General features: G+C 68.1%; 25 protein-coding genes. 11 read left to right on the top strand and 14 right to left on the bottom strand.

The features are described from left to right. Positions 1 to 41 precede the first annotated feature (41 nt). Complete coding sequence (locus OG976_RS00710) at positions 42 to 923, bottom strand: TIGR03854 family LLM class F420-dependent oxidoreductase (RefSeq protein WP_328356517.1); 882 nt, start codon at positions 921 to 923, stop codon at positions 42 to 44. 141 nt (positions 924 to 1,064) lie between these two features. Here OG976_RS00710 and OG976_RS00715 point away from each other — a divergent pair, with 141 nt between their 5' ends. Next, the gene (locus OG976_RS00715; RefSeq protein ID WP_328364060.1) at positions 1,065 to 1,886 is read left to right on the top strand and encodes a polysaccharide deacetylase family protein; all 822 of its coding nucleotides are present in this window, start codon (positions 1,065 to 1,067) and stop codon (positions 1,884 to 1,886) included. Here OG976_RS00715 and OG976_RS00720 read toward each other — a convergent pair. Continuing rightward, positions 1,883 to 2,287, bottom strand: coding sequence for an SRPBCC family protein (locus OG976_RS00720; protein WP_328356520.1), 405 nt, complete (start codon positions 2,285 to 2,287; stop codon positions 1,883 to 1,885). The two genes, OG976_RS00715 and OG976_RS00720, sit on opposite strands and share 4 nt — an antisense overlap. A 45-nt stretch (positions 2,288 to 2,332) precedes the next feature. On the opposite strand from OG976_RS00720, the gene OG976_RS00725 reads away from it, so the two are divergent. Together OG976_RS00725 and OG976_RS00730 are read left to right on the top strand one after the other, a co-directional pair. After that, positions 2,333 to 2,788 carry an SRPBCC family protein gene (locus tag OG976_RS00725; protein ID WP_328356522.1) on the top strand — a complete coding sequence of 152 codons (456 nt, stop codon included), beginning with the start codon at positions 2,333 to 2,335 and terminating at the stop codon, positions 2,786 to 2,788. Positions 2,789 to 2,822: 34 nt separating this feature from the next. Then, positions 2,823 to 3,323, top strand: a complete 501-nt coding sequence (locus OG976_RS00730) for a nuclear transport factor 2 family protein (RefSeq protein WP_328356525.1) — start codon at positions 2,823 to 2,825, stop codon at positions 3,321 to 3,323. Here the strand turns inward: OG976_RS00730 and OG976_RS00735 are convergent. Genes OG976_RS00735 through OG976_RS00750 form a run of 4 tightly spaced genes read right to left on the bottom strand, consistent with a single transcriptional unit; the run spans position 3,320 to position 7,199 of the window. Then, positions 3,320 to 3,508 carry a hypothetical protein gene (locus OG976_RS00735; protein ID WP_328356533.1) on the bottom strand — a complete coding sequence of 63 codons (189 nt, stop codon included), beginning with the start codon at positions 3,506 to 3,508 and terminating at the stop codon, positions 3,320 to 3,322. The genes OG976_RS00730 and OG976_RS00735 overlap by 4 nt on opposite strands. 40 nt (positions 3,509 to 3,548) lie before the next feature. Then, positions 3,549 to 4,793, bottom strand: coding sequence for an acyl-CoA dehydrogenase family protein (locus OG976_RS00740; RefSeq protein WP_328356536.1), 1,245 nt, complete (start codon positions 4,791 to 4,793; stop codon positions 3,549 to 3,551). Positions 4,794 to 4,809: 16 nt separating this feature from the next. Continuing rightward, positions 4,810 to 5,838, bottom strand: coding sequence for an LLM class flavin-dependent oxidoreductase (locus OG976_RS00745; RefSeq protein WP_328356539.1), 1,029 nt, complete (start codon positions 5,836 to 5,838; stop codon positions 4,810 to 4,812). Continuing rightward, entirely contained in the window at positions 5,835 to 7,199 is a 1,365-nt protein-coding gene (locus OG976_RS00750) for a glutamine synthetase family protein (RefSeq protein ID WP_328356542.1), read from the bottom strand. Before OG976_RS00750 ends, OG976_RS00745 begins: the two co-directional genes overlap by 4 nt. Before the next feature lie 153 nt (positions 7,200 to 7,352). On the opposite strand from OG976_RS00750, the gene OG976_RS00755 reads away from it, so the two are divergent. The 4 genes from OG976_RS00755 to OG976_RS00770 all read left to right on the top strand — a co-directional run bounded on the left by OG976_RS00755 (position 7,353) and on the right by OG976_RS00770 (position 11,458). Beyond that, entirely contained in the window at positions 7,353 to 8,105 is a 753-nt protein-coding gene (locus OG976_RS00755) for a MetQ/NlpA family ABC transporter substrate-binding protein (RefSeq protein ID WP_328356544.1), read from the top strand. A 68-nt stretch (positions 8,106 to 8,173) separates the two neighbouring features. Continuing rightward, a complete protein-coding gene (locus OG976_RS00760; protein ID WP_328356545.1) occupies positions 8,174 to 8,746 on the top strand; it encodes a winged helix-turn-helix domain-containing protein in 573 nt (190 codons plus the stop codon). A gap of 124 nt (positions 8,747 to 8,870) precedes the next feature. Then, complete coding sequence (locus OG976_RS00765; protein ID WP_328356547.1) at positions 8,871 to 10,154, top strand: cytochrome P450; 1,284 nt, start codon at positions 8,871 to 8,873, stop codon at positions 10,152 to 10,154. Then, complete coding sequence (locus OG976_RS00770; protein WP_328356550.1) at positions 10,151 to 11,458, top strand: cytochrome P450; 1,308 nt, start codon at positions 10,151 to 10,153, stop codon at positions 11,456 to 11,458. Before OG976_RS00765 ends, OG976_RS00770 begins: the two co-directional genes overlap by 4 nt. Positions 11,459 to 11,486: 28 nt before the next feature. On the opposite strand, the gene OG976_RS00775 is transcribed toward OG976_RS00770, so the two are convergent. The 3 genes from OG976_RS00775 to OG976_RS00785 form a co-directional block, all read right to left on the bottom strand. After that, positions 11,487 to 11,873 carry a hypothetical protein gene (locus tag OG976_RS00775; RefSeq protein WP_328356553.1) on the bottom strand — a complete coding sequence of 129 codons (387 nt, stop codon included), beginning with the start codon at positions 11,871 to 11,873 and terminating at the stop codon, positions 11,487 to 11,489. Between the two features lie 41 nt (positions 11,874 to 11,914). Next, positions 11,915 to 13,051: a glycosyltransferase gene (locus OG976_RS00780; protein ID WP_328364063.1), complete on the bottom strand. Its 1,137-nt coding sequence runs from the start codon at positions 13,049 to 13,051 to the stop codon at positions 11,915 to 11,917. A 79-nt stretch (positions 13,052 to 13,130) separates the two neighbouring features. Continuing rightward, a complete protein-coding gene (locus OG976_RS00785; RefSeq protein ID WP_328356556.1) occupies positions 13,131 to 14,033 on the bottom strand; it encodes a dienelactone hydrolase family protein in 903 nt (300 codons plus the stop codon). Between the two features lie 123 nt (positions 14,034 to 14,156). On the opposite strand from OG976_RS00785, the gene OG976_RS00790 reads away from it, so the two are divergent. The 3 genes from OG976_RS00790 to OG976_RS00800 all read left to right on the top strand — a co-directional run bounded on the left by OG976_RS00790 (position 14,157) and on the right by OG976_RS00800 (position 16,872). Next, positions 14,157 to 15,950: an N-acyl-D-amino-acid deacylase family protein gene (locus tag OG976_RS00790; RefSeq protein WP_328356560.1), complete on the top strand. Its 1,794-nt coding sequence runs from the start codon at positions 14,157 to 14,159 to the stop codon at positions 15,948 to 15,950. Then, on the top strand, positions 15,940 to 16,404 hold the full coding sequence (locus tag OG976_RS00795) for a nuclear transport factor 2 family protein (protein WP_328356563.1): 465 nt from the start codon (positions 15,940 to 15,942) through the stop codon (positions 16,402 to 16,404). Before OG976_RS00790 ends, OG976_RS00795 begins: the two co-directional genes overlap by 11 nt. 69 nt (positions 16,405 to 16,473) lie before the next feature. Then, the gene (locus OG976_RS00800) at positions 16,474 to 16,872 is read left to right on the top strand and encodes a hypothetical protein (protein WP_328356566.1); all 399 of its coding nucleotides are present in this window, start codon (positions 16,474 to 16,476) and stop codon (positions 16,870 to 16,872) included. A 3-nt stretch (positions 16,873 to 16,875) separates the two neighbouring features. Here OG976_RS00800 and OG976_RS00805 read toward each other — a convergent pair whose 3' ends face one another. From OG976_RS00805 to bfr, 5 genes are read right to left on the bottom strand one after another with little or no spacing between them, the layout of a single operon-like run. Next, positions 16,876 to 17,991: an amidohydrolase family protein gene (locus tag OG976_RS00805; protein ID WP_328356569.1), complete on the bottom strand. Its 1,116-nt coding sequence runs from the start codon at positions 17,989 to 17,991 to the stop codon at positions 16,876 to 16,878. Positions 17,992 to 18,001: 10 nt separating this feature from the next. Continuing rightward, complete coding sequence (locus tag OG976_RS00810; protein WP_328356572.1) at positions 18,002 to 19,345, bottom strand: glutamine synthetase family protein; 1,344 nt, start codon at positions 19,343 to 19,345, stop codon at positions 18,002 to 18,004. Positions 19,346 to 19,385: 40 nt separating this feature from the next. Next, a complete protein-coding gene (locus OG976_RS00815; protein ID WP_328356575.1) occupies positions 19,386 to 19,883 on the bottom strand; it encodes a carboxymuconolactone decarboxylase family protein in 498 nt (165 codons plus the stop codon). Positions 19,884 to 19,928: 45 nt separating this feature from the next. Continuing rightward, on the bottom strand, positions 19,929 to 21,986 hold the full coding sequence (locus OG976_RS00820) for an MDR family MFS transporter (protein WP_328356578.1): 2,058 nt from the start codon (positions 21,984 to 21,986) through the stop codon (positions 19,929 to 19,931). Positions 21,987 to 22,011: 25 nt separating this feature from the next. Beyond that, complete coding sequence (gene bfr / locus OG976_RS00825) at positions 22,012 to 22,491, bottom strand: bacterioferritin (protein WP_328356582.1); 480 nt, start codon at positions 22,489 to 22,491, stop codon at positions 22,012 to 22,014. Between the two features lie 183 nt (positions 22,492 to 22,674). Here bfr and OG976_RS00830 point away from each other — a divergent pair, with 183 nt between their 5' ends. Further along, complete coding sequence (locus OG976_RS00830; protein ID WP_328364066.1) at positions 22,675 to 22,899, top strand: (2Fe-2S)-binding protein; 225 nt, start codon at positions 22,675 to 22,677, stop codon at positions 22,897 to 22,899.

A 22,899-nucleotide genomic window follows, 5' to 3' on the forward strand; every position in this document is an offset into this window, starting at 1 on the left:
CGCTGTTATCGGTGTCAACCAAACCTACCGTGTTATCGGCGTCAGTTCTGGCGGGGCAACAGCTCCGCGACGAAACGGTCGATGAACTCTTCGGCGGGGGTGGCCCCGAACGGCCGGATCACGAACTTCGTCAGCCCCGCGGCGATCAGCCCGTCGAGTTGGCGATGCAGCGCAGGCCAGTCAGCAGCCAGCAGATCGGCGGGGTCGGCGTCGGGCCGGCGCGCGCGGACGGCCGCAATCACCTCGTCGGGCAGTTCGCCGTCGCCCACCGCCAGACTCAGGCCGAAGTGGTCGGCTTCGATCTCCCGTCCCGCCGCGGCGGCCTCGCGCTCGATGCTGCGCCGAGCGGCCAGTGCCTCGGCGGGGGTCAGGAAGCTGCCGAGCCAGCCGTCGGCGAAGCGACCGATCCGGCGAAACGCCGCGGGTGCGGATCCGCCCAGCCAGATGTCGACCGGTGCCTGGTGGCGGATGCCCAGGGTTGCGCCGGCGACGTCGAAGAAGCGGCCGGTGAAGGTGACCTCGTCGCCGGTCAGCAGCTTCCGGATGAGTTCGAGCGCCTCGTCGAACACCGCGGCCCGCTGGCCGTCGGGTACCGGGAACAGGCCACGTTCGGCCGCCGACGCGGGGCGCAGCCCGAATACCGGCAGCACGCGTTTGGGCCCCAGCGCGGCCAGCGAGGCCAGCTGTTTGGCGACCAGCACGGGGTTGCGGCCGGGCAATACGGCCACCGAGGTGCCGACCTTGAGCCGGGTGCTACGCCCGAGGGTGAAGCCCATCCCGGCGAACGGGTCGACGGCGGCGGTGTACACCAGCTCGGAGAACCACAGCGAGTCGACGCCGTCGGCTTCCAGCCGGTCGACCACGGCCGGCAGTTCGTCCACGGCGGTTCCGGTGCCCAGGCTTACGCCGAACCGGATCTTCACTGCCACACCTCGTCATCATCGGGTCATCCCACGTTAGCCGGTGCACGGCGGGCGACACAGGCGCGCGGTTCCCCGTTTTCCCGGCCCGGCGTGCTTACCCTAGAGATGTGACTGGTGTGACGGGTGGGACTTGTGCCTGAGGTGACCCGGCGCCAGTTCGTCGTCGGCCTGCTGGCATCGGCCGCCCTGGTCGGGGCCTCCCGCACCATCGGCATCTCAGGGAGCAGCTCGCAGGCCGCCGCACAGGCTCCGCCACCGCCGCCGCCCATCGGATCGAGCCGGGTGTTGCCGCCGCCGTCGATCGCCAACCGCGTGCCATTGCCCGGCGGTGGCGAACTGGCCAAGCTGCCCGGCGACGGTGATCTGCTGGCGCTCACCGTCGACGACGGGGTCAACAGCGAGGTGGTCCGGGCCTACACCCAGCTCGCCAAGGACACCGGTATCCGGCTCACCTTCTTCGTCAACGGGGTCTACGACTCGTGGCGCGACAACGCCGAAATGCTGCGGCCCCTGGTCGATTCCGGCCAGATTCAGCTCGGCAACCACACCTGGTCACACCCCGACCTGACCACACTGAACGCCAACGACATCACCGACCAGTTGCGGCGCAACGACCGATTCCTGCGTAACACCTACGGCGCCGACGCCACCCCGTACTTCCGGCCGCCGTACGGAAATCACAACGACCTCGTCGACGGCATCGCCGCCGACCAGGGCTACCGGGTGCCGACGATGTGGTCGGGCTCGCTGGCCGACTCGGTCCCGGTGACCGAGGACTACATCGTGACGATGGCCGACCAGTACTTCATCCAGCAGAACATCGTCATCGGGCACCTCAACCATCTGCCCGTCACGCACGTCTATCCAGCGCTGGTGGACATCATCCGGTCCCGCAATCTGCGCACCGTGACTCTTAACGACGTATTCCTGAAGCCGGAAATCCCCTACGTCACCTCGTCCTAGCCGGGGTGGGCGCGTGCCAATCGGTCGATTCGTGCCAGCGCGACCGCACACACCGCCAGATACGGCGTCGCCCACCAGGGTGCCTCGAACCGCAGCCGGCACCCGTCGCCTTCTTCGACGACGTCATGGGTCGTGGCTTCTAGTCCGGACACCGCCCAGGACCAGTGCCTACCGGACTCGAATTCCGTTACCCTGAAGGGTAATTCGACGCCAACCGCGGTCCTGACCCGCCCGGTGGATCCAGCGTGCAACTGCCGTTGCCCGTCGTCGAGGGTGGCGCCGCTGACCGACGGCCCCCACTGCGGCCAGTAGTCGGTGTCGATGAGGATCTGCCACACCACGGGTGCGGGAGCGGCGACGTAGCGGTCGACGCCGACTCGGTGCCGTAACCCGATGCCCACCTGACCGACGCTACGCCCAGGGGTGGGTGCGCCTAGGATCACCCAATGGATGGCTCCGTCACAGTGCACATGGCCGCTCCGGCCGACACGATCTGGAATCTGATCTCCGATGTCCGCAACACCGGACGGTTCTCTCCGGAGGTGTTCGAAGCCGAGTGGCTCGACGGTGCCACCGGCCCGGCACTGGGCGCGAAGTTCCGTGGCCACGTCCGCCGCAACGAGATCGGCCCGGTGTACTGGACCACCTGCCGGGTCACCGCATGCGAACCCGGCCGCGAATTCGGCTTCGCCGTGCTGGCCGGCGACCGCGCCGTCAACAACTGGCACTACCGCCTGGAACCCAGCGGTGACGGCACTGACGTCACCGAGTCGTTCCGGCTCGAGGCCTCGCCGGTGTTGCGGGTGTTCTGGGTGTTCGCCGGATACCTGCGCGGGCGGCGCAACGAGCGCGACATGCGCAAGACGCTGGAGCGGATCAAGAAGGTTGTCGAGGAAAGCTAGTTCGCGCCAGCCGCGGGTTTGGTAGAACCCCTTCATGGGTCAGTGGTCGCGTAATGAGTTGGAGTCGGCTTTCGCCGCGCACAAGCAGGTTGTCGTGGGAATCGGCGAGACGTGGAACTGGGCGCGGTTCGCCGACCAGTTCACCGAGGACGCCACCTACGTCGAACACTCCTACGGGACGTTCACCGGCCGCGAGCAGATCCGCGATTGGATCGTCAAGACCATGAGCACCTTCCCGGGCCGGGAGATGCCGTTCTATCCGTCGACCTGGCATTCGGTCGACGAGGAGAAGGGCTGGGTGATCTGCGAATTCCAGAACCGGATGCGCGATCCCGGTGACGGCAGCATCCACGAAGCGCCCAACATCTCGGTGCTCAAGTACGCCGGCGACGGGCTGTGGAGCTACGAGGAAGACGCCTACAACCCGATGAACTTCGTGCCGATGGTGCGCGGCTACATCCAGCGGTGCAAGGAGCTGGGTACCGCGTCCGATGACGCGATCGCGTTCGCCCGCAAGATGGGCTGGGAGTCCTAGTCGGGGCTTCCCTCGCTGCTGTCGAAGAAGCTCCACTGCCCGTCGTGCTCGACCTCCATCCGCCAGCCGAGCTCGTGGTAGTTGCCCGCGGAGTCGGCGAACCAGGCATGTGCGTCTTCGGCGCTGTCGATGTCCTTGGTCTCGGCGACGGTGCCGGTGGGGTCGATCACTCGGTAGGTAGCCATGCACTCAGCTTTCCCGGCTGGGCGCGGCTCAATCAGAACGTCAGAAGTACCCGTTGGCCGGCGGCCACGTGCCGTTGACGGCGTAGTTTCCGGCCGCGTGTGCCTTGTAGGCCAACGGATTGTGCGTCGAGACGGTCCGCACGTTGCGCCAGTGCCTGTCGAGGTTCAGTGAGCGCGCTGTGGCTGATGCTCCCCCGGTGTCGAAGAGCCGCTCGGCGGCGGCCAGGGTGAGCCGCTCGGCGATCAACTGCGCCTCGGCGACCACGATCGCCACCCGCGCCAACTCGTCGGCGTCGTCGACCCGCCCGGAGTCCACCACGGCATCGAGCGCGTCGGCGGCACCCAGCACCAGGGCCTGTGCGGCAGAAGCGTGCGCCGAGATCTCGCCCACGGCGTGCAGGGTGAACGGGTCGTCCGCGGCGGAGTCGGCCAGCGAGTGCGCCGCCGGGCGGGCCTTGTTCTGCACATACCAGATGGCGTCGTCCCGCACCGCCGCGGCGATCCCGGCGGCCACCGCCGCCAGATACAACTGCAGGAATGCGGTGCTGTGGCCGAGGTGATTGCCGTCGGAGACGGTGGTCACCTCATGCGGGCGGACCTCGACATCGGTGAATCGGGTGCCGCCGCTGGCCGTGGTGCGCTGCCCGAAACCCTCCCAGTCGTCGAAGAGTTCGACGCCGTCGCGGTCCACCGGGACGATGGCCTGCAGGTCGCGGCCCTGATCGTCGCTGGCCGACACCGCGATGAGATCGGCGAACAGAGTGCCGGTCGAGTAGAACTTGTAGCCGTTGAGTCGCAGCACGCCGTCGCCGTCGGCGAGCAGGGTGGTGTCCGCACCCGACGGTGTCTTGCCCTTGGCGTCGGTGATCGCGTTGCCGACGATGATCCCGCTGTTGATGCGTGGAAACCATTCTGCGCGTTCAGCTTCGGTCGCCCGGTTGCTCAACAGCCGTTCGGCGAACCCGAAGTGAGGCCGAAGTGCCTGGGCCACATTGGAACTCCCGCGGGCGATCCGGATCACGGCGGTGAGCACGTCACGCACCGAACCGCCGGGTCCGCCGTAGCGGGCCGGAACCCGCAGCGTCAGCACACCGGTGCCGCGGATCGCCTCGACACCGTCGTACTGCAGCACCCGGTCACGCTCGGCGGCGGCGTCGGATTCCCGCAGTGCCTCGGCGACTGCGGTGAGCCGGTCGAGCCGCTGCGCCGGTGACCCGCCGAGTGGTTCGGTGGTGAAACGCGGGCGCGGCGCCACAGGGCGCGCCGCCTCGGAGATCGCGGTCATAGGGTCGGAATCCTTCTCAGCGGTAGTGGGCGATGATGTTGTCGGCGAATCGGTCCAGTTCGGACTCGATCGGCTGAAACTGGAGCATGAACAGCTCGATGCCTGCGTCGTGGAACGCATCGATCCGCTCGATCACCTGCTCGTAACTGCCGACCAGACCGGCCAGGGTCCCGCCGTTGGAGCCGATGCGGCGGGTGCCGGCCAGCACCTGGTACATGGCGGTGTTGGGGTCGGTGCCGCCGGAGATCTCCGGGCGCTCCTCGGCGTCGATGAGTGCCTGCAGATACGCTTCCTCGGCTTTGGCCTCCGCCTCGGTCTCGCGGGCGATCACGAACGCCGACAGGCCGAACCGCAGCGGCCCGCGGTCGCGTGGTCGGCGGCGCAGGTCATCGATGAGCTCCGCGGTGTCGGCCAACGGCCTGCCGTTGATGAAGTACACGTCACCGCGGGACGCCCCGAGCGTTCGGCCGGGCTCTGACTCCCCGCCGACGTAGATCGGTGGAAGCTCCTGCGGGACAGGGCGAACCAGCGCCTGCTGGCCGAGTCCGTCACCGATCGAGACGTGCTTGCCGCGCCACAGATCCACCACGGTGTCGAGCCACTGCTGGGTGTAGGCGTAGCGGTCGTCGTGCTGCAGCGGGTCCCAGGGAAGGCCAAGGCCCAGCGCCTCCAGCTCGGGCAGGAACCACCCGGTGACCACGTTGATCGACAGCCGGCCACCGGAGATGTCGGCGACGTTAGCCGCGATCTTGGCGAACACCAACGGGTTGAACAACAGTGGCTTGATGGCACCGATCAGCTCGATGCTGGAGGTGGCCTCGGCCAGCGCGGCCAGCGTCGACCAGGTCTCCAGGACGTCGTTCTCGGTGTTGCTGGGGTGGATGACATGCTGGGCCAGCAGGGTCGCGTCGAACCCGGCTCGCTCGGCACGCAACAGCAGGTCCCGGTTGCGCCGGTAGCTGGGGTCCGGCTTGTCGTCCGGATGCTCGCGGGCGCCGTGGTTTCCGTAGACCGGCGCCCACACCCCGAATCGCGGCCCGCTCATGAGGTGGTCAGGTAGCGCTGGCGTTCCCAGTCGCTGACGTGGCTGGTGTAGGACTGCCATTCGCTGCGGGCGATCGCGATGAAGTCGGTCACCGAATCCGCGCCAAGGATTTCCAGGATCGTGTCATCCTGGGCGGCCAGCGCCAGCGCGGTGCCCAGCGAGTCGGGCAGCGGCGAGCCCTTGCCGTAGAGATTGCCCTCGCCACCGGGCGGCGGCAACCGACGCGCCTCGATTCCGGCGACCACGGCGGCCAGGGCCGAGGCCACCAACCAGTACGGGTTGGAATCCGATGCACCCGTGCGTAATTCGACGCGGGTGCCCTCCGGTGACTCGACCAGCGACCGGATCGCCGCGCTGCGGTTGTCCCGGCTCCAGTTGACCGTATCCGGGGCGAAGGAGTCCGGTGTGTAGCGACGGTAGGCGTTGACCGAGTGCGCGCCGAACAGGGTGATCGACGGCAGATGCTCGAGCAGGCCCGCGATCGCGAAGAGCTCCAGCTCGTTCTCGGCGCCGTCGACTGGGGCGAAAGCCGGCTGCCCGTCGCGCCACAACGAGATATGCAGGTGCGCAGAGCTTCCCGACTGATCGGAGAACGGTTTGGGCATGAAGCTGGCAACCTTGCCGTGCTTGCGCGCGACCTCCTTGGCGGCGTACTTCAGCCGGGCGCTGTCGTCGGCGGCGTCCAGCGCCTCGGCGTAGACCAGGTTGGTTTCCACCTGGCCGGGGCCGTACTCGGTCTGCACACCCTCCAGGCGGGTGAAGGCGTCGAGTGTTTCGTAGAGGTCGGTCAGCAGCGGGTCGAGGGTGTTGGCGTTCTCCAGCGAGTAGGCGTGAATGTCATTTTGCACCGGCGACCCGTCGCGTTCGAGCAGATAGAACTCGAACTCGACACCGACCTTCGCGGTGTAGCCCAGCGAGGCCAGCCGTGCCAGCACGCGGCGCAGCACCCCACGCGGATCGAGCAGCGAGGGCGTGCCGTCGGGCCGCTTGATATCTGAGATCACGTGGCCCACGCCGGGCCGCCACGGCAGCGGGTGATACGTCGAGAAGTCCGGGATGGCGTGGACGTCGGAGTACCCGTCGTCCCAGTTGGTCAGCCGCAGGCCGTCGATGACGGTGCCGTCGGTGTTCCAGCCCAGAGCCGCCTCGCAGAAGGCGAATCCGTGCCGCGCCCGTTCCAGGAACTGCTTGGCGGGAATGCGCTTGCCGGCCGCGTGGCCGAACGGATCGCTCCAGGCCACCTCGATCTCGCGCAGCGTGCCGTCGTTCAACCGGCGCAGCAGCTCGGCCTCGGCGTCGGACCCTGTGCGGTCACCGGCACCGATGACATGATCGCGCGCGGACACAATGGTTTCGGACATGGCAGGAACGCTAAGGACCGGGCCATGCTCACACCAGGTTTGACGTCACCGTGCGGCACCCGACGTAACATGGCGTCACATAACGGAATTCACGCGTTGCGGCGACGGCCGCGGTGGGTACTGTCGGGACATGCGATGTTCGGGCCTACGACGATGACACATTCGATCCGAAATCTCTGTCCCAGAGGCAAACAGCGGCTGCGGGTCGGTGCAACACCGGTGCCGCACGCCGAGATTCTCGACCACGTCCGGGCGGATCTGCTCGACGGCAACATCGATCTGCAGATCGAGGTGCTCGAGGATTTCGACGAACTCAACACCGCGCTGGCCGCGGGCCGGCTGGACGCGAACTTCTTCCAGTACCGGCCCTTCCTGGCGGACTTCAACCGCCGCAGCGCCGCCACCCTGGTCCCGGTCGTGCCGATTCACATCGAACCGTTCGGCGTTTACTCCTGCCATGTCGGCGATATCGAGGCAGTGCCGGAGTACGCCGAGGTCGCCCTGCCGTCGGACCCGGTCAACGTCGGCCGGTCGCTGGCGATGCTGCAACACCTGGGCCTGCTGGAGTGCTCGCCGGTGCAGGGCCGGCCACTGGCCGTGCGTGACGTGCGCGCCAATCCGCTGCGGCTGATCCTCAAGGAGATCAGCGGCTGGCTGCTCGGTGACGTCGTCGAGGACTTCGACCTGGTGTTCCTGTTCGGCTACCAGGCCGTGGCACTGGGCGTGGACACCCGCGCCGCGCTGTGCTGCGACCGCGACAACCCGCGCTACGCCGAGTACCTGGTGGCCCGCCACGACAACCACGACAGCGAACCGATTCGGGCCCTGGGTGCCGCCCTCAATTCGCCGGCCACCCGCGAGTTCATCGCCACCACCTATGCCGGACAGCTGGTGCCGGCGTTCTGAGCGCACAGTTGTGCTCACGTCGACGCTAAACCTGTTTCGGGCAGCCCCGGCGGCGCACAGTGGTCGGCGTGTACCAAGCTGGTGGGCCCCTGCCTCCCACACCGCGCTCCGACGCCTCGGTCCGGGTGGTGCTCGTTCTGGAGGTACCCGCGGCGAACGGTGAGATTTCCACCCGCGCAGCGCAACTCGCCGACGAGTTCGGCAACCTGGTGTCCCATTCCATTCCCGGTGTCCGGGCCCGCAAAGCGGTGATCACGGTGGGCAACACGCAGGTGCGCCGCCCCGTGGACAGCCCTGGCCAGCAGCGGCCCGGATTGGTGATCGACCGTCCCGGACGTGAGGTCCTCGTCGACGGTCGCCGGATCGACCTGACCTTCCGCGAATTCGAGTTGCTGGCCTACCTGTCGAGCTTCCCGCGCCGGGCGGTCACCCGCTCCGAACTGATGCGCGAGGTCTGGGACGGCGACCACGAGGAGATCGCGGCGGCGATCTCACACCGCACGGTCGACACCCATGTCCGCCGGGTACGCGCCAAGCTCGGTCCCTACGCCCGCGCCCTGACCACGGTGCGCGGACACGGCTACCGTTTCGATCCCGGCCGCGACGTCGTCAACGTGGGCCCGGTCCGCCGCCCCGCCTGAGCGCGTTCACGGCTCGATGCCGCGTCATCGATTCGCAAGCTTGCCCTACCTCCGAAACGATCACGGCTCACAGCGCCGGACTCTAGTGTCGAGCCCACAGCCACCAAGGAGGGCACGAATCCACATGGGCATCGCCACTCGAGTCAACGGTCAGGCGCCACCGGACATCGCGTTGAGCGACATCAATCTGGGCACCTTCGAGTTCTGGCAACAAGACGACAACCTGCGTGACGGCGCGTTCGCGACCCTGCGCCGCGAGGCCCCCATCACGTTCTTCCACGAGGTCGAGTACGAGGGCGTGCCGGCCGGCCCCGGCCACTGGGCGTTGACCAAACTCGACGACGTCTACTACGCCAGCCGCCACCCCGACATCTTCAGCTCCTACCCCAACATCACCATCGGTGACCAGATCCCCGAGGTCGCCGAGTACTTCGGCTCGATGATCGCCCTGGACGACCCGCGGCACGCCCGGCTGCGCAGTATCGTGCGCAGCGCGTTCACCCCCAAGGTCGTGGCCCGCACCGAAGCCTCGGTGCGCGACCGCGCCCGCAGCCTGGTGGCGTCAATGATCGAGAACCACCCCGACGGCAACGGCGAACTGGTGACCGAACTGTCCGGGCCCCTGCCGCTGCAGGTGATCTGCGACATGATGGGCATCCCCGAGTCCGACCATCAGCAAATTTTCCACTGGACCAACATCATTCTCGGCTTCGGCGACCCCGATCTGACCACCGATTTCGACGAGTTCATGAAGGTCGCCATCGACATCGGGGCCTACGCCACCGCCCTTGCCGAGGACCGCCGCAGCAATCCGCGCGAGGACCTGACCACCGCACTGGTGGCCGCCGAGGTCGACGGGGAGCGGCTCACCTCCGCCGAGATCGCGTCGTTCTTCATCCTGCTGGCCGTCGCCGGCAACGAGACCACCCGCAACGCGATCAGTCACGGCGTGCTGGCCCTGACCCGCTACCCAGATCAGCGCCGGACCTGGTGGGGCGACTTCGAGGCCACCACACCCAGCGCGGTCGAGGAGATCGTGCGCTGGGCCTCCCCGGTGATCTACATGCGGCGCACCGTGACCCGCGACATCGAACTGAGCGGGGTGACGATGGCCGAGGGTGACAAGGTCACCATGTGGTACGCCTCGGCCAACCGCGACGAGGAGAAGTTCGACAACCCGTGGCTCTTCGACGTCACCCGCAACCCGAACCACCACGTCGGATTCGGCGGCGGCGGAGCGCATTTCTGCCTGGGCGCCAACCTTGCCCGCCGCGAGATCGCGGTGCTGTTCGAGGAGTTGCACAACCACATCCCCGACATCGCGGTCACCGAGGAGCCGGCGATGCTGCTCTCGGCGTTCATCCACGGGATCAAGCGGCTGCCGGTGAGCTGGACCCCGCCGCGATGAAGCAGCGGCTGCACTGGTTCGCCATGCACGGCGTGGTGCGCGCCGTGGCGGGGTTCTCGGCCCGCCGGGGCGACCCGCAGGCCCGCCTTGTCGCCGACCCCGCCGTGCGTGCCGATCCGGTGCCGTTCTACGACGAGCTGCGGGCACTGGGTCCGCTGGTGCGGTCCCGGGTGAGTTATCTGACCGTCGACCACGCGATCGCCAACGACGTGCTGCGCTCCGAGGATTTCCGGGTGATCTCGCTGGGCGCCAATCTGCCGGCGCCGCTGCGCTGGCTGGAACGACGCACCCGCGACGGTCTGTTGCACCCGCTGCGGCCGCCGTCGCTACTGGCGGTCGAACCGCCGACACACACCCGCTACCGCAAGACGGTGTCCTCGGTGTTCACCAGCCGGGCGGTGGCCGCATTGCGGGACGGCGTCGAGGACGCCGCGGGGGAACTGCTCGACGGGCTCGACGGCCGCGGTGTCGTCGACATCGTGGCCCGGTACTGCTCGCAGCTGCCCGTCGCCGTGATCAGCGACATCCTCGGGGTGCCCGAGCGTGACCGGCCCCTGGTGCTGGAGTTCGGTGAGCTGGCCGCTCCCAGCCTCGACGTGGGCCTGTCGTGGCAGCAGTACCAACGGGTGCAGCACGGCATCGCCGGGTTCAACTCGTGGCTTGCGGCTCATCTGCGCACGCTGCGCGAGCATCCCGGTGAGGACCTGATGAGCCAGCTGATCCAGGTCGCCGACGACGGTGCGCTGCTCGACGAGACCGAGCTGCAGGCCACCGCCGGGTTGGTGCTGGCGGCCGGGTTCGAGACCACGGTGAACCTGCTGGGCAACGGAATTCGGTTGTTGCTGAACTCCCCCGACCAATTGGCCGTGCTGGCAGCCGATCCCTCGCTGTGGCCGAATGCTGTGGAAGAGATCCTGCGGTTGGAGTCGCCGGTGCAGCTGTCGGCACGGGTGGCGCGTACCGACACCGAGATCGCGGGAACGACGGTCAGGGCAGGCGAATTGGTGGTGACCTATCTGGCCGCCGCCAACCGGGACCCCGCGGTGTTCACCGACCCGCACCGTTTCGACGTGCGCCGCGAGAACGCCGGCAAGCACCTCGCCTTCTCCGGTGGACGGCATTTCTGCCTCGGGGCCGCACTTGCCCGCACCGAAGGCGAGGTCGGGCTGCGCCGGTTCTTCACGCACTTCCCGGAAGTGCAACTGGCCGGCCTGGGCACCCGCCGCGACACCCGGGTGCTGCGGGGTTGGGCCGAACTACCGGTGAGCCTCGGCACCGCCGGGCTGATCCCGTCGCGCGACTGACCGGGCGTCTCCTGCTGCGGGTTGGTTGTCAGCTCTGGCGACGCGGTGTTTCGACGCCGTCGGTGGCCGCGTGGGGGTCGATCGAGTCGGCGTGTGAGAGGCGCTCGTCGAGAGCGTCGCGGCGCGCCGCGACCTCGGTCTGATTCTGCTCGGCGTTGGCCTGCAGGCGGCGCGCCTCGGCCGCCTTGGCTTCGGCCTCGGCTTGTGCGGCGCGGGCTTTGGCGGCGGTTTCCTCGGCGATCGCCTCGCGCCGCTGCACCACCTGGTGCTCCTCGCGGACCTCTTCGCGGATCTCTTCGGCCTGAGCGTGGCGGCGAGTGGCCTGCTTGTTGCGGGCCAGCCAGGCGATGGCGCCGATGAGGACTACCGCAGCGATCACGCCGATGACGATCCAGACGATTGTGTTGGTGGCCATCTTGGGCTCCTTCGTCGCGCGGTGTCGCCGACGCGGCACCGTCACATAGCGGCGTTCCCGTCGCGGCGATGCGCCAAACCGCCCAGGGCGACGAGCATGCCCGCCGCCGAACGGTGCCAGGTGAAGTTCTCGGCGCGCCGCCGCGCGCATGATCGCCGATAGGGCTCCGGCCGGCCGATCACGGTGGCCACCGCGCCGGCGAACGCGCGCGGGTCGTTGTCGGCGCTGGCGCCGCTGTCGATGGACAGGATCTCGGCCAGTGCCGAGGTTCGGGATACCACGGCCGGCGTTCCGCAGGCCAGGGCTTCCAGCGCGGCCAGCCCGAACGTCTCGTGCGGTCCGGGTGCCAGCGCCACATCGGCCGAAGCCAGCAGGGTCGCCACGGCGTCGCGGCCGGAGACGTAGCCGGTGAAGTCCACCGGCAGCCCGGCGGCCTGCCGTTGCAGGCGGGCTCGCAGCGGCCCGTCGCCGACGATCACCAGCCGGGCGTCGACACCCGAATCACGCAGTGCGGCAAGCGCATCGATGCTGCGGTCGGTTCGTTTCTCCACCGATAGCCGTCCGCAGTGCACCAGCAGCACCTGATCGGGGGTTGCCCACCGGCGGCGGGTCCTGGCGCAGAACCGCCGCGGATGAAAGGTCTCCAGATCCACGCCGAGCGGCACCGTCATGACGTTGCGCGCCCCGATCCGGTCGAACTCCTCGCGGGCAAAGGCGGTGGTGCACAACACCGTGTCGTAGTGAGCCGCGGTTCGACGGTTCGCGGCGTCGGCAAGCCTGCGTGCCAGCGGTGTGGGCATGAGCTGGCCGGTAAGCCGGTCGAGGCGCTCATGGGAGATCATCACCGTGGTCACACCGTGGCGCGTCCCCCACCGACCCAGCGAACGCAGCGTGAAGCGGTCCGACACCTCGATCGCGTCCGGGCCCAGGCGGTCCAGGACTCCGACGATCGGTGTGGGCATGACCGCACGGTATCCGCCGGTGAACGGAATTTGTTTGGCGGGCACTGTGATTCGGATGACTCCCGTCGGCAACTGCACGGTGCTCGACTCGGCTCCGGGTACCACGAGGAATACCTCGTGGCCCGCGGCGACGTATTCGGCGCCCAGCCGGTCCACCGCGGTGCGCAGGCCTCCCGAGCGCGGGCCGTAGAAGTTGGCGACCTGCGCGACGCGCATCATGGAACTATCCGATCGCGCGCCGATGTTGGTGCGCCAACCCGCGGACTGCCGGGTCCTGAACGCCGGGTGAACTCCCTCAGGCCAGGTAGCGGCCGAACCAGTCCTGCACCCGTCGCCACGCGTCCGCGGCCGCCGCGGCGTTGTAGCGCTGCCCGGTGTCGTTGAAGAACGCGTGGTCGGCGTCGGGTTCCACCACGAGTTCGTGAACCAGGCCGGCCCGCTGCAGTGCTGCGGTGGCGGCGGGCTCCGACGAGGTCACCCGCTGGTCGAGGGCACCGTAGAACCCCAGCACCGCCGCGTTCTTCGACCCGGCGAAGTCGGGCTGGTCGGGCAGCGGTCCGTAGAACGGCACCGCCGCCGACAGCCGCGGCTCCCCCGCGGCCAGCAGTCGCCACACCAGTCCGCCGCCGAAGCAGAACCCGACAGCGGCCACCTTCTGGCCGGGTACCCGGCGCGCCAGCTCGTCGAGTCCGGATCGCAGGTCGGCGACGAACCGCTCCGGTGCGATGCTGCCCAGCGCGGCGGTCGCGGCCGCCGGGTCGCCGAACGTCGGGGTGCCGCCCTCCTCGGAGAGCAGATCGATGGCCAGCGCCGAGTAGCCCACGCCGGCCAGCCGGCCGGCCACTGAACCCACCCAGTCATTGAGTCCCTTGTTCTCGTGGATGACCAGGACGGCACCGCGCGGGGCGGCAGCCTGCGCCCACTGGCCCAACAACTGACCGCGGGGACCCGCCCAGCGTGCCGGCGCGGTGGGGACGGCGGCGTCCATCCCGGGCGCGGGTGAGGTCGGCGTCGACGCCGAGGTCGACGTCGCCGCAGTGGTGGGCCTGTTCTGGCCACAGGCGGCGATCAGGGCGCTTGCTGCGGCGCTGCCCATTCCCAGCAGGGCTAGGCGGCGTATCGCTTCACGACGGCTGAGTAGGCCGTCGACGTGGTCGGTTGCGATCTCTTCGGCGATGTAGCGCTTGAACTCAGTCACCTCCCCGAGTATGCGCGTGGTGGGTACCCCTGCACATGACGCCTGATCAGATGCTGTGAACACATCGAAGAAATTGTCTACTAAGTCGTTGACACCCGTTCGGCCACACTGTTCTATGGAGCGGTGACCTACGACACGATCATCCGTAATGGCCGGTGGTTCGACGGAACCGGTGCGCCCTCGGCGATCCGCAACATCGGCATCCGGAACGGCCGTGTCGTTGCCGTCACCCCCCACCCGCTCGACGAGACCGGCGCGGAGGTCGTCGACGCCACCGGCAAGTGGGTGCTGCCCGGGATGGTCGACATCCACACCCACTACGACGTCGAGGTGCTCGGCGGGCCGGGGCTGACGGAGTCGGTACGCCACGGCGTCACGACGGTGCTGCTCGGGTCGTGCTCGCTGTCGACGCTCTACGTCGACGGCTCTCAGGCCGGCGATCTGTTCGGCCGGGTCGAGGCCATTCCGCGCGAACACGTCATCCGTGCCGTCGACGAGGCCAAGACCTGGAGCAATGCCGAGCAGTACGTGCAGGCACTCGAATCGCGTCCGCTGGGCCCCAACATCGGCGCGTTCATCGGCCATTCCGACATGCGCACCGCCACCATGGGTCTGGACCGGGCGACCCGGAAAGATCAGCGGCCCACCACAAGTGAGCAGTCATCGATGGAGCGGATGCTCGTCGACGCCCTCGATGCCGGTTTCGTCGGCCTGTCCTCGATGCAGTTGCTGTTCGACAAGATCGACGGCGACACCTGCCGCTCGCGGACCCTGCCGTCGACCTATGCCAAGCCGCGCGAGTTACGCCGGCTCAAGTCACTGGTCCGCAAGCGCGGCCGGGTGCTGCAGTCCGGCCCCGACATCCAGAACCCACTGAACCTGGCTTCCCAAGTGGCACAGTCACTTCCGGTACTACGGAAGAAGCTCAAGACCAGTCTGCTTTCGGCGGCTGACGTCAAGTCCAATCCGTTGGCGATCATGATGCTGGGCCCGCTCGCACGCGTGGTGAACGCATTGGGCGCCGACTTCCGCTGGCAGCACCTGCCGGTGCCGTTCGAGGTGTACGCCGACGGCATCGATCTGGTGGTCTTCGAGGAGTTCGGCTCCGGGGCGGCCGCGCTGCACCTGCGTGACGAGGTCGAGCGCAACGCGCTACTCGCCGACGAGGACTACCGCCGCCAGTTCCGCAAGGACTACGACAGCAAGTTCGGGGTGCGGGTCTGGCACCGCGACTTCTTCGACGCCCAGATCGTGGCCTGCCCGGACGAATCCGTGGTCGGCAAGTCGTTCGGCCAGGTGGGTGTGGACCGCGGCGGATTGCACCCGGTCGACGCGTTCCTGGATCTGGTGCTCGAGCACGGCACCAAGCTGCGGTGGCGCACGACGATCTCCAACCACCGCCCCGAGGTGCTCAAGAAGCTGGCCCGCGACCCCGGCGTTCAGATGGGCTTCTCCGACGCCGGCGCGCACCTGCGCAATATGGCGTTCTACAACTACGGGCTGCGGCTGCTGCGGCACGTGCGCGACGCCGAGCGCACCGGAACGCCGTTCATGACCCTCGAGCGCGCCGTGCACCGGATGACCGGCGAGCTGGCCGACTGGTATCAGATCGACGCCGGGCATCTGCGTCTGGGTGACCGCGCCGACCTGGTGGTGATCGATCCCGACCAGCTGGACGGCCAGCTCGACGAGTACGCCGAGGAGCCCGTCGAGCAGTACGCCGGCCTGCCGCGAATGGTCAACCGCAACAACGAGACCGTGGAATTGGTCCTGATCGGTGGGCGGGCCGTGGTGCGCAACGGGGAACCCACCGAGGTACTCGGCACTGAGCGCACAGGCAGCTTCCTTCGCGCAGGCAAGCCCACCCCCGCACCGACCGCCACAACCACGAATTCGGAGCTAGCACATGCCAACTGAGACCGTCTCCCCCGTCATCGCCGAGACGGTGCTGGGAATGTGGAAGGCGCTGTCGGCCCGCGACTGGGACGCGGTCAAGACCTTCGTGTCCGAGGACTGCATCTACGTCGACATGCCGGTCGGTGCGGCGGCCGCCGCACGTGGCCCGGAGGACATCGTCAAGCGTCTCAAGGTCGGCCTGGAGGCGCTGGCGGGCTACGAGAATCACGACGGTGTGCTGGTGAGCAATGGTGTGGACGCCATGTACGAGCACTCCGAGACGTGGACGTTCAAGACCGGCGAACAGGGTGTGCTGCGCTTCGTCACGGTGCACAAGGTGGTCGACGGCAAGATCACCCTGTGGAAGGACTACTGGGACATGAACGGGCTGACCAGCTTCGCGCCGCCGTCCTGGCTGGAGGACTTCGCAGAAGCCGACATGTCGTGGATCTTCGACGCCACGGGACTCGTCTAACCCCGCACACGCAGTAATGCCCGGCGTTACCCTCGACTGGCGGAGCGTTCGATCGTCGAAGGGGCAGACATGCGCAAGTTCATGGTCGCGGCGGCGATCACCGGTTTCCTCACGGCGCCGCTCTCGCTGGCCGGCCCGGCCTCGGCCGCATGCGACTCGGCGAGCTGCCTGCCGAACGTCGCACGCAACGTGACCGCAGGCGCCCCCTGTACGCCCAGCATCAACTTCGTGTTCGGACTGGATCCCGCCGGCAACACGCTGATCTGCTCTACGGCCGGGAAGTTCGTGCCCACCGGGCCGCTTCAGGGTGAAGCCGCGCCGGCGATTCGTTGTTCGATACCCGGCGCCACCGCGCAGACCCGGCTCAGCGGCAACACTCTGCAAGTTCAGGTTCCCGGTATCCCGCTGCAGTGCGTCGGGCAGCCCGGCGCCACGAAGTGGGTGCACTTCGACGTTCCCGCCTGGTAGCCGTCAGCCGTCCAAGGCGTAGAGACGCCGGGCGTTGTCGCGCCCGATCAGGCCGGCGATCCGCGTGGCATCGGGCAGGCTCCACTCGTCGCGCTCGACGAACTCGCCCAGCACAGCGCTGATTGCGTTGCGCCACAACCGTGCTCCCAGGTAGTGCAGCTCGGCGGGGCCGAAGGCATCCGAGGAATACAGGATCTTCCGGAACGGGGCGAGTTCCAGGGTCCGCGCCAGGAATGCCTGCGCGCGGGCGCCGAGATGGTTGATGCTCAGCCCGGTGTCGAGGTAGACGTTGTTGAACGCCTGCGCGAGGTAACCGGCCTCGCGTTCATAGGGATAGCAGTGCAGCAGCACGACCGGGGTGTCGCCGCTGCTGCGCAGGAAGTCCAGCAGCAGCATCGGATTGGTGCGGTGCAGGTCGCAGTCTCGATCGCCGAGGCCCACGTGTAACTGCAGCGGCTTGCCGAGCCGCAGGGCCTCATGCAGTCCGAACCGCAGCAGTACCCGGTCTCGCAGCCGCCGGCCACCTTCGTCGCGCCAGCGCGCCGCCGACTCGGTCACAGCGGCCGGGGCCGGACAGGACAGGTCGCCGTCGAACCCACCGCGGTAGGCCAGGATCGACTTCGTCGCCACCGCCGCGCCGCCCCGCTCGTGCAGGATCCGGCGAAACTCCCCGGCATACTCCCCCGGCGCCGCTGCAGCCTGCTCCGCCACCTGCTCGATGCGCACGATCTCGCCGACCCAGCCGCCGGATGAATCGGAGATCTCGGCCGGATCGGCGACGCCCGGCAGGCCGGTGTCCACCAGCCAGTCGCTGACTCCGGCGGCCGGCAGGAACAGCCGCGCCAGTTCGCTCTCCCCGTACTGCGAACGACGACGCCAATAGTCCTGTGCCTGCGCGTGCCTGGCGAGTCCGAGCAGTGGTGCGCAGTGCGCCCGCACCGCCATCCCGATCTGGGTGTCGAAGCCGCTGTCGAACTCGGCGATCGGTTCGATGTTGGCCTCGTTGAGCCCGTTCTCGAACCGGCGGCGATCGACGTCGGACAACCAGTAGCCGTGGACGTGGTTGTCGATCAGACGCAGACCGGAGATGTGCTCAGCGAGTGCGGAATTCACAGGCACTCAGAGACACTCATAGGCTCCATGCCATCCGGAACTTGTCGGTCAGCGCCTCGGCGTCGAGATGCGAATAGGTCTCGAGCTCGTAGCGGCGCACCGCCACGAGCGCATTGACCGCCGGGTCACCGAGAATGGCGCGCAGCCGCGCCGAGCCGTCCAATGCCGCGATCTGGGTACCCTGCTCAGCCGAGAGCGCGACGACATCGGCGGCGCTGCGCTGGGCGTCGGACAGCGTCGCCGGATCGACGGGGATCTCCTGCGGCAGTGCGGCATTGCGCTCGATGCCGTCGAGCGCCAGCCCGAGGATGGCCGCCGAGGCGAAGTAGGGGTTGGCCGACGGGTCGACGACCTTCACCTCCACGTTGGCGCCGTAGGGATTGGCGGGTCCGCCGTTGACAAAGCGAACGGCGGCCTCCCGGTTCTCGGTACCCCAGCATGCGTAGGCGCCCGCCCAGTTGCCGGGTTGCATGCGCAGCCCCGACACGATCGATCCGCAGAAGATGAGCTGCGCCTCGGGCAGGCCCGCGATGACCCCGCCGATCGCGGCCTGCCCCTCGTCGGTCAGGCCGTGCGGCCCCGAACCGCCGGAGAACACCGGGGTGTCCCCGCGCAGTAGCGAGAAATGTTGGTGTGCACCCGAACCCACGCTGCCGGCGAACGGAACCGGCGAGAGGCTGACTCGCATCCCGTAGGTGCGGGCCACCCGGCTGATGATGATCCGGGTCAGGATCAACTGGTCGGCGGCGGCGACCGGGGAGCGTGGCGTCAGCGAGATCTCGAACTGGTTGAGGCCGTACTCGGGATGGAGTTGTTCGATGCCGACCCCGGCTGCGTTGGCGGCGACAATCACGTCCCGTACGAATCCCTCGTGTTCGAGCACCCCTGCCAGCCCGTATTGGGCCCACAGATTTCCGGGCAGCCGATTGCCCTCCGGATCGACGAGCAGGAATTCGATCTCGTGTCCGATCAAGGCCTGCAGTCCGGCACCGGCAAGCCGAGATTCGATGCGCGCCAGCGTTCCCCGCGCGCACGACGCAATCGGCTGGCCGCCCTGGTCGTAGAACGCCCCCGGCGCCCAGGCGAGTCCGTCGCCGAGAACTCGCAGGCCGTCGAGGTCGATACGCACCCGTTCATCGCCGACGACGCTGATGCCTTCGGAGAATGCGATGCCGGCCCGGTCGATAGCGAAGCCGTGCCACACCGGGCTGGCGCCCAGACCCGGGTCGGCGAAGGCGGCGGTGCGCCGGATCGGCACCGTCTTGGCGTGCGTGAGACCGGCGGGGTTGACGACGGTTCCGAGGACGGTGTCCACGCCATCAGCCTCGAGGTGGGCGAGCGGTGAGGTCATGGCAGTCATTCTGCCGACCGCCGCGCCGGAGTGCGCAGATTCGGTGCGGTCAGCCGCGGCTGGGCAGCGTGATCATGCAGGACTGGCCGATGTCCAGGGTGCTCAGCATCCGGCCCATCCCGATCCACATGGCGCACGAGATCGTCAGGTCGGTCAGCAGCTCGTCGGAGAAGTGCTGGTGGGCACGCTCCCAGAAGTCCTCGTCGTCACGCAGTTTCGCGTGTTCGGTGCCGAACCGGTGGGCGAACTCGGCGGCGATGCGTTCCTGGTCGCTGTAACCGGGCCAGGTGCGCCATTGCGCGGCGTGCTCATAGAGGTCCTCGTCCACCCCGGCCGCCGGACCGTCGGCGTCGCGGGTGTTCTGGCACAAGACGCACTCGTTGTCGACGGCGATCACGGCACGGGCGACCTCCCGGACCCGCAACGGCAGTCGGTTCTTGTCGCTGTACACGGCGCTGCTGAAGGCCGCCATGGCGGCGCCCAGCTGCGGAGACTTGACCGCCCAGCCTGCTACGTCGTCGTCGGCGAAATTCCCGATTCGGCTCATGGCGCGATGGTACGCCGCGGCGGGCAAAATGAGAACACGTTCTAGTTATGTTGTCGTGGTCGCCGGCGCGTGCATCTCGTCGCGGTCCCACTCCCGCTGCACCAGCATCCGCTGGGCGATCCGCTCGAGTGCCGCCTCGACCTGCATCCGGTCCGGGCGGCCCTCGAAGTTCGTCGACTTGGCAAGCCGGTGAACGATTTTGCGCACCAGCGCGGCCGACACCGCGTCGACCTCCCGGGCGCCGGCCTGGGTCAGCCACAGCTCGTCGCCGGTCTGCAGTGCATAGCCTTGCTCGACCAGGCGGGCGAACGTCGGCTCGAGCACCTCGCACGGGACCCGCAGGCGTTCGCCGATATTGGTGAGTCGGGCCGAGCCGAACACCTGCTTGTTGCGGTAGATCTGCAGCAGCGCCCACAGCGCCGCCACGTCGAGGTCACATCCGGGTCGCTGGGCCAGCGACCGCAGCCGCAGGTCCGGGGAGTCGCGCATCATCCGGCCAACGGCGACTTCGAGGATCTCCTCGGGTGTCTCGGCCGACGGCATACCGAAGCCCTCGCCGAGATCGACGGCCAGCACGTCTTCCATCTCCCGCAGAGGAACTTCCTTGAGGAACAGCGCCAGTACGAACCCCACCGCTGCCACCGGCGCCGCGCAGAGGAACACCGTGCCCAGCGAGTCGGCGTACGCCTCGATGATGGGAGCGGCCATCTGGGCCGGAAGCCGGTGCAGCGCCTGGGGTGATTGGGCGGCCTCCGGTGGGGCGCCGCTGAGCAGCAACGCCGGCCCGATCCGGTCCTGCAGGAAGTTGGCGAACAGCGAGCCGAAGATCGCCGCCCCGAACGAGCTGCCGATGGTGCGGAAGAATGTCACCCCCGAGGTCGCCACCCCGAGATCGGTGAAGTTGACGGTGTTCTGCACGGTCAGCACCAGCACCTGCATGCACAGCCCGATGCCGGTGCCGAGGATGAACAGATACAGCGACTGCCGCCAGATCGGGGTGGCCGCATTCATCTGGGACAGCAACACGAACGCGACGGCCATAGTGGCGGTGCCGACCACCGGGAAGATCTTGTAGCGGCCGGTGCGCCCCACGAGCACGCCGCTGCCCATCGAGGTGATGAGCAGGCCGACCACCATCGGCAGTGTGCGCAGACCCGAGGTGGTCGCCGAGACTCCGTCGACGAACTGCATGAAGGTCGGCAGGAATGTCAGCGCACCGAGCATGGCGAAACCCACCACGAAGCTCAGCCCGCAACACACCGTGAACACCGGGCTGGCGAACAGCCGGATCGGCAGCACGGGTTCGGTGGCGCGCAACTCGACCCAGACGAAGATCGCCAGCGCCAGCGTGGAGGCGACGAACAGGCCGATGATCATCGGCGAACCCCACGGATAGGTGCTGCCGCCCCAGCTGGTGGCCAGGGTGAGGCCCGAGGCGCCAAGACCCACGAGAAGGATTCCGGCGTAGTCGATCACCGCTTTGCCGCTGCGGGCCAGCCGCGGAATGGCCGCAGCGGCCACGATGAACACGACGACCGAGACCGGCACGTTGATCCAGAACGCCCACCGCCAGGACAGGTGGTCGGTGAAGAACCCGCCGAGCAGCGGGCCGATCACTGTCGTGACGCCGAACACGGCTCCGAGTGCGCCCTGGTAGCGGCCGCGTTCCCGCAGTGGGATGACCTCGCCGATGACGGCCATTGCGGTCACCATGACCGCGCCACCGCCGATGCCCTGCAGGGCCCGCGAGGCCACCAGCATCGACATCGACGTCGACAGCCCGCACAGCACCGAGCCGGCGAAGAAGAACACGATCGCGATCTGGAACACCGTCTTGCGCCCGAACAGGTCGCCGAGCTTGCCGATGACGGCGGTGGTGATCGTCGAGGCCAGCAGGTAGCTGGTCACCACCCACGATTGGTGTCCGGCCCCGCCGAGGTCGGCCACCACTGTCGGGAGCGCGGTCGCGACGATGGTCTGGTCGAGTGCGGCCAGCAGCATGCCCAGCAGGATCGCGACGAAGATGAGGTTGCGCCGCTGCGGGCTGATGCCTGCGCTGCTGGATTCGGGTTCGGCGGTCGTCGCCGCGGCCGTCGTGGTCATGGGTCGGACCGCCCCGGTGTGACGGTCAGCTCGGCGGGCGTGACACACACTGCGCGGAGTAGAGCTCCACGCCGAGCTTGTCCATCAGTTCGAGCTGGGTCTCGAGGTAGTCGACGTGCTGTTCCTCGTCGGCAACGATGCCTTCGAACAACACGGCCGTGGTGGAGTCCTGTTTCTCGCGGCACAGAATGATCGCGGGCTTGAGCCGGGCGACGACCTCGTACTCGATGGCCAGGTCGCTCTCGAACTGTTCGCGCAGCGTCTGCCCGACGCGCAGCGAGCCCAGGCGCTGATAGTTCGGCAGGCCATCGAGAAGCAGGATGCGGTCGGTGATGGCCTCGGCGTGACGCATCTCGTCGAACGACTCTTCGCGGGTGTGCTTGGCCAGCTCGGTGAAGCCCCAGTTGTCCTGCATCTTGGAGTGCAGGAAGTACTGGTTGATGGCGGTCAGCTCGCTGGTGAGCTGCTCGTTGAGCAGTCGCAGTACTTCGGGGTCACCCTGCATGGCATGTCTCCTGGGCTGGTTCTGGGCTTATTTCGAGTGGCTGGCTGTGCCATCCCAATCTAGTGCAGCCGTCGTAACGGACGCTGTGTTTGGCAGCGGAGTGTTGTAGGGCTACCTAACTTAAGTAAGCCTGCGCTAACATGGCGGCGTGCGACCGACATCGACACGAGGAGGCGGGTGCTGATGTACGTCTGCCTGTGCACGGGTGCCACCAGTCAGGCCGTCAACGACGCGGTCGCCGCCGGAGCCTGCACCTCCAAACAGGTCGCCGCGGCCTGCGGCGCCGGCCGCGACTGCGGGCGTTGCCGCAAGTCTGTGCAGGCGATCATCGCCGCGCACCGTGGCCGGGCCGAGGTCTCCGATTGCGGTTCGTGTGCTGCGGCACTGGTGGGTGCCGGCCTGCGCTGA

This window comes from Mycobacterium sp. NBC_00419 (assembly GCF_036023875.1).
In the GTDB taxonomy this organism is placed as follows: Bacteria; Actinomycetota; Actinomycetes; order Mycobacteriales; family Mycobacteriaceae; genus Mycobacterium.

Bases quoted from the DNA above. Each gene is read 5' to 3' on its own strand.
- OG976_RS00725 (WP_328356522.1), top strand. From the start codon at position 2,333: ATGGATGGCTCCGTCACAGTGCACATGGCCGCTCCGGCCGACACGATC.
- OG976_RS00730 (WP_328356525.1), top strand. From the start codon at position 2,823: ATGGGTCAGTGGTCGCGTAATGAGTTGGAGTCGGCTTTCGCCGCGCAC.
- OG976_RS00735 (WP_328356533.1), bottom strand. From the start codon at position 3,508: ATGGCTACCTACCGAGTGATCGACCCCACCGGCACCGTCGCCGAGACC.
- OG976_RS00740 (WP_328356536.1), bottom strand. From the start codon at position 4,793: ATGACCGCGATCTCCGAGGCGGCGCGCCCTGTGGCGCCGCGCCCGCGT.
- OG976_RS00745 (WP_328356539.1), bottom strand. From the start codon at position 5,838: ATGAGCGGGCCGCGATTCGGGGTGTGGGCGCCGGTCTACGGAAACCAC.
- OG976_RS00750 (WP_328356542.1), bottom strand. From the start codon at position 7,199: ATGTCCGAAACCATTGTGTCCGCGCGCGATCATGTCATCGGTGCCGGT.
- OG976_RS00755 (WP_328356544.1), top strand. From the start codon at position 7,353: ATGACACATTCGATCCGAAATCTCTGTCCCAGAGGCAAACAGCGGCTG.
- OG976_RS00765 (WP_328356547.1), top strand. From the start codon at position 8,871: ATGGGCATCGCCACTCGAGTCAACGGTCAGGCGCCACCGGACATCGCG.
- OG976_RS00770 (WP_328356550.1), top strand. From the start codon at position 10,151: ATGAAGCAGCGGCTGCACTGGTTCGCCATGCACGGCGTGGTGCGCGCC.
- OG976_RS00775 (WP_328356553.1), bottom strand. From the start codon at position 11,873: ATGGCCACCAACACAATCGTCTGGATCGTCATCGGCGTGATCGCTGCG.
- OG976_RS00780 (WP_328364063.1), bottom strand. From the start codon at position 13,051: ATGCGCGTCGCGCAGGTCGCCAACTTCTACGGCCCGCGCTCGGGAGGC.
- OG976_RS00795 (WP_328356563.1), top strand. From the start codon at position 15,940: ATGCCAACTGAGACCGTCTCCCCCGTCATCGCCGAGACGGTGCTGGGA.
- OG976_RS00800 (WP_328356566.1), top strand. From the start codon at position 16,474: ATGCGCAAGTTCATGGTCGCGGCGGCGATCACCGGTTTCCTCACGGCG.
- OG976_RS00810 (WP_328356572.1), bottom strand. From the start codon at position 19,345: ATGACTGCCATGACCTCACCGCTCGCCCACCTCGAGGCTGATGGCGTG.
- OG976_RS00815 (WP_328356575.1), bottom strand. From the start codon at position 19,883: ATGAGCCGAATCGGGAATTTCGCCGACGACGACGTAGCAGGCTGGGCG.
- OG976_RS00820 (WP_328356578.1), bottom strand. From the start codon at position 21,986: ATGACCACGACGGCCGCGGCGACGACCGCCGAACCCGAATCCAGCAGC.
- bfr (WP_328356582.1), bottom strand. From the start codon at position 22,491: ATGCAGGGTGACCCCGAAGTACTGCGACTGCTCAACGAGCAGCTCACC.
- OG976_RS00830 (WP_328364066.1), top strand. From the start codon at position 22,675: ATGTACGTCTGCCTGTGCACGGGTGCCACCAGTCAGGCCGTCAACGAC.